The sequence below is a fragment of the Prosthecobacter sp. genome (assembly GCF_044378005.1).
In the GTDB taxonomy this organism is placed as follows: Bacteria; Verrucomicrobiota; Verrucomicrobiia; order Verrucomicrobiales; family Verrucomicrobiaceae; genus Prosthecobacter.
In genome coordinates, this window is record NZ_JBILYB010000137.1 from 1 (window position 1) to 15,737 (window position 15,737).

The window sequence follows — 15,737 nt, forward strand, 5'->3', positions numbered from 1 at the left end:
CGGGCAGCGAGCGCACCACGGTGTCCACGATGCCGGGGAAGCCGATCAGCGTGAGGAGGATGCAGAGGGCCACGGAGACGATGAAGCAGACGACCTGGCTGCGGGTGTAGGCACTGGCAGCACTGGTGACGGCGAGACAGCCGAGCGCGTAGAGGTAGCTGGCGGTGTAGCCGGTGATCATCGGACCTGGATCGGGATCGCCCAGCCAGGAGACGGTGATGACGATGGAGAAGGTCAGCGCGAGACCGATGGCCCAGACGAGCGCCGCGGCGACGAATTTGCCGATGATCGCATGCCAGGGGGAGAGCGGCATGGTCATGAGCAGCTCGATGGTGCCCAGGCGATGCTCCTCAGACCACATCCTCATGCCCACGGCGGGCGCGAGCACGATGTAGATCCAGGGATGCCAGAAGAAGAAGCTCTGCGTCAGCGAAGCGTTGTCGCTGTCCAGGAAGCGTCCGAAGAAGAAGGTGAAGCCCATCGTGGCCAGCAGGAAGATAACGACGATGACGTAGAGCACGGGGGAGTTGAAGTAGGAGAGGAACTCCCGCTTGAAGATCGCCTGCGTGATCGCGATGCCAGAATTTTTCATGAGTGAAGGAATGAAGAAGGGGGTTGAACAGGGTTCTTATTTCTCCAGATCGGAGCGGGTGATGGAGCGGAAGACCTCGTCGAGCGTGGTGGCCGTGGGGACGAGCTTGCGGAGCTGCTCGGGCGTGCCATCGGCCACGACTTTGCCGCGGTCGATGATCATCGCGCGGGAGCAGGCGGCATCGACTTCTTCCAGGATGTGGGTGGAGAAGATGATCGCCTTGTCCTTGCCCATGTTCTTGATGAGCTGACGCACTTCATGCTTCTGGTTCGGGTCCAGACCATCGGTCGGCTCATCGAGGATGAGCACATCCGGGTCATGGATGATGCTTTGGGCAAAGCAGGTGCGGTGGCGGTAGCCCTTGGAGAGCGTGTCCACGCTTTGATTGCGCACCCGATGCAGGAAGCAGAGGTCCAGCACGCGGTCGATGGCCTTCGATTTGGCCGCCCCGGTGATGCCGCGCACCTCGGCACAGAAGCCGAGGAAGCTGGCCACGGTCATGTCCGAGTAGAGCGGGGCATTTTCCGGCAGATAGCCGATGCTGCGCTTCGCCTGCTCAGGGTTTTCGAGCATGTCGATGCCGCCGACTTTGATGCTGCCGGAGGTCGGGCGGAAATAGCCCGTGACCATGCGCATGGAGGTTGATTTACCTGCGCCGTTGGGTCCGAGGAAACCGAGCACTTCACCTTTGTTGACGGTGAAGGACACGTTATCCACGGCCACCTTGGCGCCGAATTCTTTTCGGAGGTTTTGCACTTGGATCATACTGTCACTGTCATGGTTGTTGGTTTGGAGGGGATGGGAGGGGAGCGCCGTGTGACACACTGACTCTCCGGCACGTTCAAACGCGCGGGCCGCTGTTATGGTTGAGGCCGGAAAATTTGCAAGGGTGATTTGCAGCCCCTCCCGCCCCCCTCTTATCCCGCCTACGCCCCCAGCCGGACTTCGTTCCGGCTTTGAAGCAGGTCTCCCCGTCTCCCCATCGGGTCCACCTCCACCAGAATATCGATGCCACTCTCCGGCCCCGCCTCCCCGCACGCCACAGAACCAAAGAGGCCCCTGTGACGGATCGGGTCGTGCTGCCGCAGCCACATGGCGCAGACGAAGACCCGTTGCAGCGGGTGCTCAGGATCCCCGAATGAGATCCTTGTCTTCGTCTTCGATCACCGGGCTGCTCAGCAGGGCCTTGCGGATGCGGCACAGCAAATCCGCAGGCAGGTCCGGGTGGTAGGATATCTCCTTCCGCCGCACTAGGTCCGCCATCTCGCTCAGGCTACGGCGGACGATCACGTTGCCGTCCACGGCGGTAGGCCTGTCCAGCGGGGCAAACTCGGCCGGGCCAAATTCCACCACCGTCTCAGGACGTTCGCGGTTCCGCTGGCGCACCTTGTCGATCTGGGAGGTGAAGACCGTCAGCAGCAGCAGTTGATCCCGCAGCGGGTCCGCATTCACCACCACAAAGAAGTGCGGCTTCTCGGAGAGCATCTCCCGAGCTTGAAAGTAAAAGACACTGCCGACTCGCAGTCCCAGCCTCAATTCCAGCGGCAGATGGGTGTGGGACATCGGGGTTCAGCTCAGCATGCGTTCCGCCTCGAATCGTTCCTGGATGCCCGCCGCCATGGCCGCGCGGTCTTCCGCATTCAGCGGATGGCAGAGTTCCGTGCCGTTATCGGGATCATCGAGAAAATCTCGCCAGCACATCGGCACCCGAGTTTCACGCCCGCCTTCCAGCGCCGCCTCGTGGCGCTTCCATTCCGGGTAGCGGTGCGTGTAGTCCGCCAGCTTGAAGCGGTCCATCCCGCCAAAGGTCTGCCACGCCCACTCCATCGCCGTGCGGTCAGACTCCGAGAGCGTCTTCTCCGCCACCTCCGCAGCAGAGCGGTAGGTGTAGCGGTCCACCGGTGCCAAGAACTGCGCCCCATAGGCCCGCTCGTCATCGCTCAGGAAGTCCCCCATCTCCGCCAGATCCTTCGCCCCGGAGGCCACCGGGCCATAGGGCATGGCCAGATATTCATCTCCCGTGATCGGGCGACCGTAACGGCGCAGGTGGTATCGGTCGGCAAAATACACCAGCTTCAGTGCCTTCAGCTTGTTGATCTCCCCGCCGGACTTCCGAGCAAAGAAATTCAGGGCCTGCGTCGTCTTGCGATGGGAAAAAGGAAAGGCCATGGGTGGAATAGTAGGCTGAAGATACCCTGAGCGTCAAGATGCGGCCTCGGTCTCACTGCCGGCAGGACTTCCACACCGGGCAGGCGCCGCTGTGATGGTTGAGGCCGCAAAATTTGCAAGGGTGATTTGCAGCCCCTCCCGCCCCCTCTTTTCCCGCCTAGCGGATGGACTTGGCCTGCGAGTGCTCCTTCTGGATCACGGACTGCTGCTCGACGGAGGGGATGTTCTTCCGCTTGGCGTCGTCGTGCTTGAGGGTCTCGACGGATTTGGCGGCGCTGGAGGCTTTCTTGGGCATGAGAGGTCAGGATGGATGCGCAGCTGGGTCGCCCTTTCAGGGCTCACGTCGTTTTTGCGTGTGTCCTCCCAGGGCGTTGCCCTGGGCTGCGATAGACCGCGCCTGTGGCGCTACGATCAAGTGGGGCAAGGTGTGCAGGATCTGGAGTCCAAAGGCCGCGTGCATGGTGTTCATGACCTCTGGAGTCCCAAAGGGACGCGCTATCGCAGCCCAGGGCAACGCCCTGGGTTTGCGGCGCGAACAACCCGGAGCCCTGAAGGGGCGGCCTAATCCCATACATATCGTTCATCATATTGGATTTTGTGTTTCGCGAGGAACTCCCGGTATTCCTCTTGGAAGGTCTTCATCCGATGATGCTCCTCCTGACCGCGGATGTAATTCGCCACCTTCGGCACATTGGACTCGCTCACGGAAAACCCGCCGTAACCTGACTGCCACGCAAAGGTGGTGAGGTCCGAGCCTTACTTCTTGATCCATTTGGAAGACGATTTTTTCACGTCTTCCACCGCCTGGGCCAGCGTCACCGTGCGGCCCATGTTGAAAAGGATATGCACATGGTCCGTCACCGAGTTGATGAGCACCGCTGGGGAGTTCAGATTTGCCAGTACTGTCGCCATGTAGGAATGGAGGTCAGGGCGCACCTCCCTGGATAAAAACGGAAACCGTTCCTTCGTGGAGAAGATCAGGTGGATATAGATGTTGGCGAGGGATTGGGGCATGGCGTCAGGGGTTAGGCCGCCCTATCAGGGCTCCGGGCTTTTCGGGCATCCTGTCCCAGGGCGTTGCCCTGGGCTGCGATAAGCCGCGCCGTTGGCGCTTCGAGCATACATGACGCGATCCTCCAGCAGGGAGGCGGAGCCCAGCACGATCATCTCGCGGTCCGCCGCCAGCGTGCGGACGGCACGCACCAGATGCTGGAGGGAAATGAGATTCATGCCGAAAGTGCAGGTTTGGGGAAAGGCCCGCCGACGAAGGGCGAGCAGGAGCGCAACTGATCTCGATCGGCAGTTCCTCCAGGGTCTTCATGAGGGGAATAATCAGCAGCGGCGAGCCGCTGAAACTCGGCCAAGACCTGCGTGGGGGCCAGCACCGTAGCGAACAAGGAGACGAGTAAGTTCTCCTGCCGCAGGAGGCAGAGATTGAGGATCACGGAGGTGTCCGTGACGACGATCACCGCAGGCTGAGGGTGCGGAGGGTTGCCAAGTCCTCGTCCAGCATCTCTTCCGTGAAGGAGGGGATGCGGCGGGTGAAGAGCGCCTCGTCAAAGGCATGACGCTCAAGCCCGGCCATGCGGGCGGCCACACCACGAGAGACATGCCCGGCGGCAAAGGCACCACAGGCCAGATCGAGGCGGATGTCCTCCACACTCATGGCGGCGAGAGCAGGATCGTCTGGCAGAGTGATGGTCATTGGTCAGTGCGGGTGATGCTTCCGAAGTGTAAGACAGGCAGGTTTCAAATCAACCGCGTCCTTCCGGTGAGGAGTTCCTCTTCCCCCCGGCTCCGCATCTCCCTGTCCCTGGGCTCCACAGCTTCAGCGAAGGATGCATCCCCATCCTTTTTTCACAGGAGATTCTGAGTTCGTCGTTCGGGCTTTAGCCCGCTCATCGCCTCCCAGTTTGACAAGCCCGCGCCTCACGCAGTGCTCGCCCGTTGGGCGAGTTTCAGTCGTCAGCCCGCTCATCGCCTCCCAGTTTGACAAGCCCGCGCCTCACGCGGTGCTCGCCCGTTGGGCGAGTTTCAGTCGTCTGCCGCGCACGTCGCCACCGTGCTTGGCTCATAGTCTCCAAGTCCCATCGTCTCATAGTCCCATAGTCTATCAGTCTCCGGCGAAGCCGCCTCCCCGTCTCCCCCCTCCGCTGTAGCTTGGCTCTCCTGAGCCGAGTTCTGGGAGCTCCCCACCTTCAAAGACTCGCCTTGGGAAAGGCAAGCTACGTCTCCGGCGCTGCCCCCAAGCCACGCAAAGTTCACACCCACTCCGCACACAGCAGCTCCGCCTGCGCGAGCACGGTCTTCACCGCCTCCTCTTGCAGGTCCGGCGGGTAGCCATGCTTGTTCAAGATCCTCTTCACCATCACCTTGATCCTGGCTCGGGCGCTTTCGCGGAGAGTCCAGTCAATGGTCACGCTCTTCTTCACCTGAGTGATCAACTCGGCAGCGATGAGCTTCAGCTTGTCGTCGCCCATCGCGGCCACGGCGGAATCATTCGCGGCCAGCGCGTCGTAAAAGGCGATTTCGTCGTCCGTCAGGCCGAGGTCTTCCCCGCGCTTGGTGGCGGCGTCGAGGTCTTTGGCGAGTTTGATCAGTTCTTCGATGACCTGCATCGTGCTGATCGCGCGGTTGTGGTAGGCGTTGAGGGTCTTCTTGAGCTTCTCGCTGAAGATCTGACTCTGCACGAGGTTGCGCTTCGAGCGCACCTTGAGTTCGTCCTTGAGCAGTTTCTCCAGCAACTCGGCGGCGACGTTCTTGTGCTTGAGGCCGCGCACCTCGGCGAGGAACTGGTCGCTGAGGATGCTGATGTCCGGCTTGGGCAATCCGGCGGCGGTGAAGACGTCGATCACCTGGCCTTCGGTGGTGATGGCCTTGCTGACCAGTTGCCGGATGGCAGCGTCGATCTGCTCGGGCGTCTTGCGGTTGGTGCTGCTCTGCTTATTCAGCGCGGCTTGCAGGGCTTGGAAGAAGCTCACGTCGTCGCGGATCGCCGTGGCTTCATCGCTGGCGGCGCAGAGGGCAAAGGCGCGGGAAAGCTCTGTCACCACCTGCACCCAGCGCTTCTTGCCGTCGTCCTGTTCGAGGATGTGCTCCTGTCCGGCAGGGATGAGGGCGAGGCGCTCGGTGGGTTTGCCGGTGGTCCACTTGTCCCAGTTGAAGCCGTGCATCATGTCGCAGGCGATGCCGTGTTTCTCCAGCATCACGGCGATGGCTTGCGCGGTGTCAAAGGTCGGGTTCCCCTGGCCGCCGCTCTCGGTGTAGGTGACGAGCGCCTTCTTGAGCTGGTCGGCGAGGCCGAGGTAATCCACCACCAACCCGCCGGGCTTGTCGCGGAAGACGCGGTTCACGCGGGCGATGGCCTGCATGAGGCCGTGGCCCTGCATCGGCTTATCGGCATACATCGTGTGCAGGCAGGGCGCGTCAAAGCCGGTCAGCCACATGTCCCGCACGATGACGATCTTGAAGGGGTCCTTGGCGTCCTTGAAGCGGTTCGCCAGTTTCCGCCGGGCATCCTTGCTGCGGATGTGCTTCTGCCACTCGGGGCCATCCTCCGCGCTGCCGGTCATCACAACTTTCAGTGTTTCCTCCGCCCATTCAGGCCGCAGCGCGACGAGCGCGTCGTAGAGATCCACGCAGATGCGGCGGCTCATGCAGACGATCATCGCCTTGCCGTCCATCGCCTCCACGCGCTTCTCGAAATGCGCCACCAGATCGGCGGCCACGAGCGCGATGCGTTTCGGATCGCCCACCAGCGCCTCCAGCGCGGCCCACTTCGTCTTTAGCTTCTCCTTCTTGGTCAGCTCCTCGCCTTCGGTGATCTCCTCAAACTCCGCGTCGAGCTTCGGCAGCTCGGCCGCGTTCAGGCTGAGCTTGGAGATGCGGCTCTCGTAATAGATCGGCACCGTGGCCTTGTCGGCGACGGCGCGCTGGATGTCGTAGATGGAAATGTAGTCGCCGAAGACCGCCCGCGTGTTCGCGTCCGTCTTCTCGATCGGCGTGCCGGTGAAGCCGATGAACGATGCATTCGGCAAGGCATCGCGCAGGTTGCTGGCGAAGCCGTAGGACATCTCGCCGGTCTTTTCATTCACCTTGCCGCCGAACCCATACTGGCTGCGGTGCGCTTCATCCGCGATGACGACGATGTTCTGCCGCGCGCTCAGCTCGGGCATCAGCTCGCCCTTCTCTGCCGCAAACTTATGAATGGTGGTGAACACCACGCCGCCGCTCGCTCGGTTCAGCAGCTCGCGCAAATGCTCGCGTCCGCTGGCCTGCACCGGCGTCTGGCCGAGGATGTCCGCGCAGCGTTGGAACTGGCCGAATAGCTGGTCGTCCAGATCGTTGCGGTCGGTCAGCACCACCAGCGTCGGGTTCTGCATCGCCGGATGCCGCACCACGCGTGCGGCGAAGAAGAGCATGGAGAAACTCTTGCCGCTGCCCTGCGTGTGCCAGACCACGCCCGCGCGACGGTCGCCCGGCTTGCCGCCGCGTTGACGCCCGGCCCAGTAAGTGCCCGCCTCCTCGCGCAGCACGCTGCCGGTCTCGGTCATCCCGCTGGCGCGCACCGTTTCCTCCACCGCCGCATTCACCGCGTGGAACTGATGGTAGCCCGCGATGATCTTGTGCAGCGCGCCCGAGTCCGGGTCTTCCTCAAAGACAATGAAATGATGCAGCAGGTCGAGGAACCGCTGCCGCTCGAACACGCCACGCACCAGCACCTCCAGCTCCAGCGCCGTCTTCGGCGCGTCGCCCTCGCCGTCGATGGTGCGCCAGACCTTGAACCACTCCTGGTTCGCCGTCACGGAGCCCATACGCGCCTGAAGGCCGTCGCTGACCACCAGCGCCGCGTTGTAGTGCAGCAGCGAGGCAATCTCCGCCTTGTAGGTTTGCAGCTGCGCGTAGGCGCTCCAGATCGTCGCGTCCTCATCCGCCGCATTCTTCAGCTCGATCAGGCCCAGCGGCAGGCCGTTGAGGAAGACCACGATGTCTGGCCGCCGGTTGTGCTGCCCCTCGATCACCGTGAACTGGTTCACGGCAAACCAATCGTTTGCGCGGACATCCGTGAAATCGACTAGCAGAACCTTGTCACCTTTGATCGATCCATCCTCACGCGGGTATTCGACATCGACTCCATCGCGCAGCATCCGGTGAAAGGCGCGGTTCGTCTGCGTGAGCGAAGGCGTCCCCACCCGCAGCACTTTTCTCAATGCCTCCTCCCGCGCCTCCTCGGGAATGGCCGGGTTCAGCCGCCGGATGGCCTCGCGCAAGCGACCCACCAGCACCACCTCAGAAAACGAATCCCGCTCCGCCGCCGGTTCACCGGGTGCGACATGCGGCCCGTGCCCGACCGCATAGCCCAGCTCCCCGAACCATTCGAGGGCGGCGTCTTCGACAATGGATTCGTTGAGGCTCATCGTTGCGTGCTCAAAGAATAGCCGCTCGCAATTCCTTCTCAAAACGTGCCGCTTGCGTGCAGCGCTTGGTCACAGCAGACCACTTTTCTGCAAATGCTGGAGCCCGGTCACGATACATTTCAAAGTCTTTGTGACTACCTCGCACCAAGCGGCCTTTGAGCGGTTTACCAGACAGCAAGCGTTCGGGCTTGGCTCGGCACTCCAGGGCACCAGATTTCACGATCCCATCCGTCGGATACAGTCCCGCAAGAATCCACGCCTCCAATGACTTGGAGGGCATACAGATTGCCAGCTTCTTGGGCTCAATCTTTTCGCCAAGCCAGCGGAGAAGAACTCGACGCAGCTCATTCGTCGTTGCCTCAGGAGGTGGGCACTTTTGTTCACAGGGCAAATCACCTGTCTGGTCGTCAATATGACCTTCAGCATAGGTTGCCGCAGCGACATCAGCATCAAGCTGGACCACGACCGCGTCGAAACTTTCGAGGACTGGCCCACGGCTGATTGATCCCCCACCTTTCTCAACCGCTTCCTGGCACCATCTGTAAATACCCGGCCAACCAAAGCCGGTCGTGCCAGCCATGGCCTCAAAAGCATCGGACACCTCGGGTTGTAGGCGGACGGTTTCCAAATCGTGGTCGGGCAGCATTGCGGCGATGGCGGCCTCCAGCATCACGAAGTCCGTTGTCCCTTCCACAGCAAAGCCTATCCGAAGTATGTCAGACATTGGGCACCCCCCCGAGATCACCAGCCACCCAAAGCCGGGATAAGGTCCAGCCACCTTTGGCTTTCTCCACGTGCTTTTGAATATCAACACGGCGAACCACGGTCTTCCCCGTGTTGGTTCTCGACACGGTGAAGAGGCGAACACGATCATCTTGCAGAGGCAGCCCATCGAGAACGAGCGGGTTATGCGTGGTGAGAAGGAACTGCCGTTTGTCTGGATTGTTCGTGACCCATCCGCAGAACTTGCTGATAAGTGACCTCGCCAATCTTGGGTTTAGGCCGTGATCGGCATTATCCACCGCTAGAAGCTGAGGACTCCTTGAATGCGCGGCGAGCACAGCTAGAAAGAGGATAAACAACGCACCTTCGCTCGCATCGTAGCCCGAAAGGACATTCCGGCCCTCACGCATGAACCGGTCAGTAAACTTGATCACGCGAGGCGAGGCAGCGGCAGCGGGCGAAAGCGGCATTGACGATGCCGGCGCACTTCCAAAGTGCTTGGCCCAATCAATCAAGCTCAGCGCTTCCTGTGCCACTGTTTTTGCATGAGGGCTGTCCGTGCCGCTGAGCAGCAGCTCCCGCACAGCATCAGGCAATTGCCCCCCGGAAAGCCCAACAGGATGCCTCGGCTGGTTCTCTTGTGCTATTCCGCGAAGCACCGGCGTCGTGGGCGAATATATCACATAGGATTGAAGCGCTTTCAGCAGCAGCAAGGCTGGATCATCTGCCCTCAATCTTACAGCCTCCAGCGCTGCCAGCCCGTTCTCTGGATTTACCGCGACGAGTTTTTCCGAGCTGCGCTTTGCTGGAGAGGTTCCCACGAGCTTCCTTGCCCCATCCTGCCAAAGCTCATGCTTGAATCTCCAAGCCGGGCTTGGGTCGTCGAGTGGGTTATTGAGAGACACCGCATACTCGACCTTTCCGGACCAAGCTTCGAACCTGATATGCGTACTGGCGGCACTTCCGCCGCCCTTTTTAGTCGGAAAGGCAGACTTATATAATTTAGGAACCCCTGGGCGGACTCCACGTTGGAGTAGCACCAAATCATTGACCTTCCCATCAGCCGCAGCGGAAAGGACGCCGAGCGCTTCGAGCAGATTGCTCTTCCCGCTCCCATTGGCCCCCACAAAAACATTCACTTGGCCGAGTTCTACCTCGACCTTTTCGAGGGACTTAAATGATTCGATCTTGAGTTTCTGGATCATGATATTCGGAGTTTATGCCAACTGAATTATGATTGCGAGCGCTCTTGCACCTCTGCCACGCTCAACTCCCCGCTCAGCAGCTTCGGCAGCAGCGTGTCGCGCAGGGTGGCGAGGGTGCGGGATTGGGTTTCGTTTTCGGCGATGCGCATCAAGAGCGGGCCAACGGCTGCTCCAAATGCCTTTTGAAGATCGAAAGGAGGTGTGATGATCTTCAACTCTCCAAGCCGTGTGCGGCTAAGTTCAGTTTGCCCTGTTGAACCTTCGCCCAATTCCTCGATTTCAGCTTCACGGCCAGTCAGGTTGATGCCAAGGAAGAACGGATCGGTGTCTGCGGCAGGACGAACGATAGTGACGTGCGAATCCACAATCGCCACTTCCGGCAGGTGAAACACTTGCGCCACACGCCCAAGCGTTCCCATGCCAGTGGAGTTCACCAAGACATCATGAAGCTGTAAGGCGCGATCATTGATAGGCTTTTTGACTGCGTCGTGGCGGCGGGATTTCGAAAAATCTACACGATGGTCACGGACACACTTCTGATTCAAAACACAGATGCCTCCCTGTTCGAGGTAGGAGGGTCCGATGCCATCGCCTCCAGCGTCGCGTTCATCCGCCGGTTCAACTCGATCTTGTCGTCCAGCGCCCCAAGCACCGCCGAGATGGCTTTTTGCTCGGCGAGGGGTGGGAGCCGCATCTTGAAGTTCGGAATGTCCGCGCACTTCAAGCTGTTGAAGATAGCGCCCACGTTGATGAATGTGCCGACCTGCTCCCACCAGTCCGGGCCATTGAGCAGCCAGCGGAGAAACGGCGGAAATACTTTTGTGCCGTCAGAGCGCAGCAAGACGAGATTCTGTCCAAGTGCGCACTCAAGGCCAGCGGGGACGAAGGCCGTTTCACCGGGATTGCACCGGCGCGAGAGAATCACGTCGTGATGCTGTGGCTTGGCCTTTCGCGTCCAGTCAGCGAAGTGCTCTGGTAAGATGCGGCGCGCGTCAGCAAGGGCGAGTCTGCCTTCTTTGAGCTGGGGAATCGCGACATATGGATAGCCGCTATCGGCAGCGGGAGGCGTGCGATGGTCGCAGTCAATCAGCGTCACGCCTGCTTCTCGGAGGGATGTGCGTTTCCATTCACCCGCCATAACCCAGCCCCCTCAGGTTGGCTTTGATGGCCTGCTCCAGTTTCGCGGACTCGGCGAACTGGGCGTGCAGTTCGGCGACGAGTCGCGGCATCTTTTCCTCGAAGGGGTCGCCGTCGTCTTCCACTTCCTCGGCGCCGACGTAGCGGCCGGGCGTGAGGACGTAACCGTGTGCGGCGATTTCGGCGGTGGTGGCGGATTTGCAGAAGCCGGGGATGTCGGTGTAGGTTGGTAGTTCGGGCTTTAGCCCGTCTTTGGCGCTTCCAGAACGGGCTGAAGCCCGAACTACGAGCGAAGAGTCACCGCGCCAGGCGTGATACGTGGATGTGATTTTCTCCAGGTCGGCGTCGGTCAGCTCGCGGTGGACGCGGTCGATGAGGGTGCCGAGTTTGCGGGCGTCGATGAAGAGGGTCTGCTTGCGGCGGTCGCGGAAGTGGCGTTTGCCGTCTGCGGCCTTGCTGCGAGTCAGGAACCAGAGGCAGACGGGGATCTGCGTGCTGTAGAAGAGCTGGCCGGGGAGGGCGACCATGCAGTCCACGAGGTCGGCCTCGATGAGGGCTTTGCGGATGTCGCCTTCGCCGGACTGGTTGGAGGACATGCTGCCATTGGCGAGGACGAAGCCGGCCATGCCCTGCGGGGCAAGGTGGTGGATGAAGTGCTGCACCCAGGCGAAGTTGGCATTCCCCTTGGGCGGGACGCCATACTGCCAGCGCACGTCGTCGTCCTTGCGGAACCAGTCGGAGTCGTTGAAGGGCGGGTTGGCGAGGACGTAGTCGGCGCGGAGGTCGGGATGAAGGTCGCGGCGGAAGGTGTCGGCGTGCTCGGGGCCGAAGTCGGCCTCGATGCCGCGGATGGCGAGGTTCATGATGGCGAGGCGGCGCGTGGTGGCGTTGCTCTCCTGGCCATAGACGGAGATGTCGCCCAGCTTGCCGCCGTGGCTTTCCACGAACTTTTCCGACTGCACGAACATGCCGCCGGAGCCGCAGGCGGGGTCGTAGATGCGGCCCTTGTAGGGGGCGAGCATCTCGACGAGGCAGCGCACGACGCAGGACGGGGTGTAGAACTGGCCGCCGTTCTTGCCCTCGGCGCTGGCGAAGCGGGTGAGGAAATACTCGTAAACGCGGCCGAGTAGATCGACGGAGCGGTGCGTCTTTTCGCCCTCGCTGGCGGCGGTGAGTTCGATGGTGGCGATGACGTCGATGAGTTCGCCGAGGCGCTGTTTGTCGAGGCCGGGGCGGGCGTAGTCCTTGGGGAGGACGCCTTTGAGGCGCGGGTTGTCGCGCTCGATGGCGACCATGGCATCATCCACGGTCTTGCCGATGGTCGGCTGCTTGGCGCTGGCCTGGAGGTGGGACCAGCGGGCCTCGGCGGGGACCCAGAAGACGTTCTCGGCTTTGTATTCGTCGGGGTCTTCAGCATTGGCCCCGGCGTAGTCGCCCTCACCGGCGAGGAGTTTGGCGCGGTGTTCCTCGAAGGTGTCGGAGATGTATTTGAGGAAGATGAGGCCGAGGACGACGTGCTTGTATTCCGCCGCGTCCATGTTGTTGCGGAGCTTGTCGGCGGTGAGCCAGAGCTTCGCCTCGAAGCCGATGGTGGCGGTGGAGTTGGTGGACTCGGGCTTTGAGGATGCTTTTCGTGCCATGAAGGGATTTTGCTTAGCAAAGCGGTTGCTACGTAGAATGGCAAGAGTTGAGGCATTCTTTCGCGTGCTCGGACCAAGACGACTTGGAACCGCTGAGCGGACGCTCATGGAAGAGCATGGGGATCAACGCCTGATAAGGCTCTCATCAGCGATTGAATCGTCTCAACTCCCGCGCTCCAGACCTCCTGTGGCAAAAAATCAAAGTTTGTTCTTCCCTTTCCCGCTGAAATCGGGTGGAATGCGTAGTCCAATCTTCTTCATCCCATGGAAAAGTCGCGACGCCAGACGGCCCGCAAGGGCGGTGGGGAAGCTTTGCAGTGTGGGGAGAAGGCGCATCGGAAGCCGAGCTTTCGGTTGTCTCCCGAGGAAATCCTCAAGCTGTGCCGGGACAGCGGACATGAAATGATCTGTGCAGGGCATGTGCTGGTGACGATGGACCTGATGCTGGCCCATGGCTGGCCGAACGCGGTGGTGGCGGACAGGGCTCACATCTCCAAAAGCCACTTTTCCGAGTTCCTCAGATTGGAGAAGTTCTTTACGACGGACAAGACCCGCCGCCTGGCCCGGGCTTTTGACCTGAAGCTTTCCAAGATGGATGAACTGGCGGAGGATAAGGTGGAGAAGGAAGATTCGCTATAGCGTGCTATTTTTCTAAGCGGGCCGGGGAAGACTCCGCCCATGAACGCGACGCCACTTGCCTTCCTGACCTCCACCGGCCTCCGGGCTGTGGGGCGGAATCTCCGCGCGAAGGTTCTGAGCCTTGGCCAAGCGGCGCGAAATCTCCGCACGAAGGTTCTGAGCCCCGGTCAAGCGGCGCGGAATCTCCGCGCGAGGTTCCTCAGCATCGGTCAACCGGCGCGGAATCTCAGCACGAGGTTGCCGAGCCTCAGCCATGCGGCGCGGAATCTCCGCACGAGGTTGCCGAGCCTCAGCCATGCGGCGCGGAATCTCCGCACAAGGTTGCCGAGCCTCAGCCATGCGGCGCGGAATCTCCGCACAAGGTTGCCGAGCCTCAGCCATGCGGCGCGGAATCTCCGCACGAAGTTTTTGAGCCCTTTCCCCAGCCCACCATGAACTGGGATGAGTTTACCTGGGACAGTTTCTTCTGGGATGAATCCCCAGCTCCGACATCCAAACCTAAATACAACCGACGCACTATGGCTAGCAACCCCACTCCTGACAATCCGGACATCCTCCGGGCTCTGGCCGACCGCATGGCGGACGGCTGCCACCTGCATGAGACCCCGCTGGGTCTGCTGCGCTACACGGAGGCGGTGATGCGTGCGGGCATCAGCACCCTGGCGCTGGCGGAGACGGCGCTGGGCCTCAAAAAACTGGCGCTGAGCACGGCCTACACGACCCTGCAAGACGCGGACGTGGCCGGGACGGTGGTGCTGACGAACTGCAAGCTGGCGCTGGCGAAAAAGCTGGGCCAGCGCTGGAGCGCGGCCTGGGAGCCGACGGGCTTCCCTGGCCAGTCCACGGCAGTGCCAAACACGCAGGACCTGCGCTTCACCCTGCTGGACTCCCTGAAAAACTATTTCACCGCCCTGCCTGCGAATGAAAATCCGGGGATGGAGGCCACGGCGGCGCTGTGCGGCGCGGCCTGGACGGTCATTTCTGACGCGCGTCATGGGGTGGCGACGGCGGAGAGCGATCTTACGGCGGCGGGCAACACCCGCGCGGACGCTGTGGATGGTCTGCGGAAGCGGGTGCGCGGACTGATCACGGAGCTGGAGGATGTGCTGGCGGCGGATGATCCGAGGTGGGAGGCCTTTGGCCTGAACATCCCGGCGAACCCAAGCACGCCGGAGCCAGTGGGCAGCCTGACGGCGGCGGCTTTGGGCGGCGGGCGGATCGAGCTGGCCTGGCCCTATGCGGTGCGGGCGGTGCGCTACAAGGTGGAAAGCTTCATCGTCGGGGTGGACACGGAGTGGCAGAACAAGGCGAACGCGAAGGATCTCGGGATCATTGTGAAAGGTTACACCGCTGGTCAGGTGGTGAAGCTCCGCGTGATCTCCAGCAACGACGGCGGCGATGCGAACCCCAGCCCGGAGGCGCAGGTGACGGTGACGTGAGGCGGATCAAAAGACGAGGAGAGGAGCGCGGACGCTCTCGTCCGCTGTTTGATAGCCACAGCAGCGGGCAGGAGTGCCCGCGCTCCCTTCACAACCGAGAACAGCGAACAGAGAACCATTAACAGCCATGCCCTTTGATCCGACACTCCCCGCGAATAACTCGTCGGGCTCATCCGCGCAGATGCGCGCTCAACTGACGGGCCTGAAAACCCTCATCGATGCCGTGCCGACGATCACCTCGGCGGTCGTGGATGCGGTGAACACGCTGCCTCCCGGTGATCCGGCGACGGTGTCAGCGTCTGTCATCGGCGACGTGCTGCATTTGACCTTCAGCCTCCCGATGGGCCAGAGCGGCCCGCCGGGGGAGGTGACGACGGCGGCGCTGAATGCAGAGATCGCGGGAACGAGCAGTAACTCGAACGCGGTCACCATGCTGAGCCAGGTGGCGGATGCGGAATACAGTCAGACGCAGATGCAGTCGCTCTTCACCAAGGTGGACGAGCTGATCATGGCGCTGCGGAGGGCGTAGAACGTAGAACGAGTTTTCAACTCGTACGCTGGTGCCCCGAGTTTCCAACTCGGGGATGGGGGTGGGTGGGCTGACGCATCCAATCGGTGACTGAGGGTCAAGCTTGGCCTGAGTGACAGGATTGACGGGATTGACAGGATTCACAGGATTTTTCAGACCTGTTCATCTTGATCCTCTTGTGAATCCTGTAGCAAAAAGCCTCTTTTCATGATGATGCGCGAAGCCCTGGGAGACAGGCGAGATGGAA

At 61.4% G+C, this 15,737-nt stretch carries 20 protein-coding genes; 4 read left to right on the forward strand and 16 right to left on the reverse strand.

The window, feature by feature from the left end:
• The 16 genes from AC6FTP_RS20655 to AC6FTP_RS20730 form a co-directional block, all read right to left on the reverse strand.
• Positions 1-592: ABC transporter permease (locus tag AC6FTP_RS20655; RefSeq protein ID WP_497208801.1), on the reverse strand; the 592-nt coding region annotated here is incomplete at its 3' end.
• A 36-nt stretch (positions 593-628) separates the two neighbouring features.
• Positions 629-1,357 (reverse strand): ABC transporter ATP-binding protein, encoded by a 729-nt coding sequence (locus tag AC6FTP_RS20660; protein ID WP_497208802.1) that lies wholly within the window; start codon positions 1,355-1,357, stop codon positions 629-631.
• Positions 1,358-1,518: 161 nt separating this feature from the next.
• On the reverse strand, positions 1,519-1,686 hold the full coding sequence (locus AC6FTP_RS20665) for a nucleotidyltransferase family protein (RefSeq protein WP_497208803.1): 168 nt from the start codon (positions 1,684-1,686) through the stop codon (positions 1,519-1,521).
• A 31-nt stretch (positions 1,687-1,717) separates the two neighbouring features.
• Positions 1,718-2,155 (reverse strand): hypothetical protein, encoded by a 438-nt coding sequence (locus tag AC6FTP_RS20670; RefSeq protein ID WP_497208804.1) that lies wholly within the window; start codon positions 2,153-2,155, stop codon positions 1,718-1,720.
• A 6-nt stretch (positions 2,156-2,161) separates the two neighbouring features.
• Positions 2,162-2,761: a Panacea domain-containing protein gene (locus AC6FTP_RS20675; RefSeq protein ID WP_497208805.1), complete on the reverse strand. Its 600-nt coding sequence runs from the start codon at positions 2,759-2,761 to the stop codon at positions 2,162-2,164.
• A 157-nt stretch (positions 2,762-2,918) separates the two neighbouring features.
• Positions 2,919-3,056, reverse strand: a complete 138-nt coding sequence (locus AC6FTP_RS20680; RefSeq protein ID WP_497208806.1) for a hypothetical protein — start codon at positions 3,054-3,056, stop codon at positions 2,919-2,921.
• Positions 3,057-3,517: 461 nt separating this feature from the next.
• The gene (locus tag AC6FTP_RS20685) at positions 3,518-3,775 is read right to left on the reverse strand and encodes a transposase (RefSeq protein ID WP_497208807.1); all 258 of its coding nucleotides are present in this window, start codon (positions 3,773-3,775) and stop codon (positions 3,518-3,520) included.
• A gap of 24 nt (positions 3,776-3,799) precedes the next feature.
• Positions 3,800-3,991: a hypothetical protein gene (locus AC6FTP_RS20690; protein ID WP_497208808.1), complete on the reverse strand. Its 192-nt coding sequence runs from the start codon at positions 3,989-3,991 to the stop codon at positions 3,800-3,802.
• On the reverse strand, positions 3,988-4,230 hold the full coding sequence (locus tag AC6FTP_RS20695) for a hypothetical protein (protein ID WP_497208809.1): 243 nt from the start codon (positions 4,228-4,230) through the stop codon (positions 3,988-3,990). Before AC6FTP_RS20695 ends, AC6FTP_RS20690 begins: the two co-directional genes overlap by 4 nt.
• Positions 4,227-4,466: a UPF0175 family protein gene (locus AC6FTP_RS20700; protein WP_497208810.1), complete on the reverse strand. Its 240-nt coding sequence runs from the start codon at positions 4,464-4,466 to the stop codon at positions 4,227-4,229. The genes AC6FTP_RS20695 and AC6FTP_RS20700 overlap by 4 nt, the downstream gene beginning before the upstream one ends.
• Positions 4,467-5,022: 556 nt before the next feature.
• Entirely contained in the window at positions 5,023-8,178 is a 3,156-nt protein-coding gene (locus AC6FTP_RS20705; RefSeq protein WP_497208811.1) for a type I restriction endonuclease subunit R, read from the reverse strand.
• A gap of 10 nt (positions 8,179-8,188) precedes the next feature.
• On the reverse strand, positions 8,189-8,902 hold the full coding sequence (locus AC6FTP_RS20710; protein ID WP_497208812.1) for a hypothetical protein: 714 nt from the start codon (positions 8,900-8,902) through the stop codon (positions 8,189-8,191).
• Positions 8,895-10,106 carry an AAA family ATPase gene (locus AC6FTP_RS20715; protein WP_497208813.1) on the reverse strand — a complete coding sequence of 404 codons (1,212 nt, stop codon included), beginning with the start codon at positions 10,104-10,106 and terminating at the stop codon, positions 8,895-8,897. The genes AC6FTP_RS20710 and AC6FTP_RS20715 overlap by 8 nt, the downstream gene beginning before the upstream one ends.
• 26 nt (positions 10,107-10,132) lie before the next feature.
• Positions 10,133-10,651, reverse strand: coding sequence for a restriction endonuclease subunit S (locus AC6FTP_RS20720; protein ID WP_497208814.1), 519 nt, complete (start codon positions 10,649-10,651; stop codon positions 10,133-10,135).
• Positions 10,648-11,202, reverse strand: coding sequence for a restriction endonuclease subunit S (locus tag AC6FTP_RS20725; protein WP_497208815.1), 555 nt, complete (start codon positions 11,200-11,202; stop codon positions 10,648-10,650). Before AC6FTP_RS20725 ends, AC6FTP_RS20720 begins: the two co-directional genes overlap by 4 nt.
• 31 nt (positions 11,203-11,233) lie before the next feature.
• Positions 11,234-12,883: a class I SAM-dependent DNA methyltransferase gene (locus AC6FTP_RS20730; protein WP_497208816.1), complete on the reverse strand. Its 1,650-nt coding sequence runs from the start codon at positions 12,881-12,883 to the stop codon at positions 11,234-11,236.
• A gap of 264 nt (positions 12,884-13,147) precedes the next feature.
• On the opposite strand from AC6FTP_RS20730, the gene AC6FTP_RS20735 reads away from it, so the two are divergent.
• The 4 genes from AC6FTP_RS20735 (at position 13,148) to AC6FTP_RS20750 (ending at position 15,490) form a co-directional block, all read left to right on the forward strand.
• Positions 13,148-13,522, forward strand: a complete 375-nt coding sequence (locus AC6FTP_RS20735; protein WP_497208817.1) for a hypothetical protein — start codon at positions 13,148-13,150, stop codon at positions 13,520-13,522.
• A 39-nt stretch (positions 13,523-13,561) separates the two neighbouring features.
• Positions 13,562-13,957, forward strand: a complete 396-nt coding sequence (locus tag AC6FTP_RS20740; RefSeq protein ID WP_497208818.1) for a hypothetical protein — start codon at positions 13,562-13,564, stop codon at positions 13,955-13,957.
• On the forward strand, positions 13,954-14,961 hold the full coding sequence (locus tag AC6FTP_RS20745; protein WP_497208819.1) for a hypothetical protein: 1,008 nt from the start codon (positions 13,954-13,956) through the stop codon (positions 14,959-14,961). The genes AC6FTP_RS20740 and AC6FTP_RS20745 overlap by 4 nt, the downstream gene beginning before the upstream one ends.
• Positions 14,962-15,088: 127 nt before the next feature.
• Positions 15,089-15,490 carry a hypothetical protein gene (locus AC6FTP_RS20750; RefSeq protein WP_497208820.1) on the forward strand — a complete coding sequence of 134 codons (402 nt, stop codon included), beginning with the start codon at positions 15,089-15,091 and terminating at the stop codon, positions 15,488-15,490.
• Positions 15,491-15,737 lie beyond the last annotated feature (247 nt).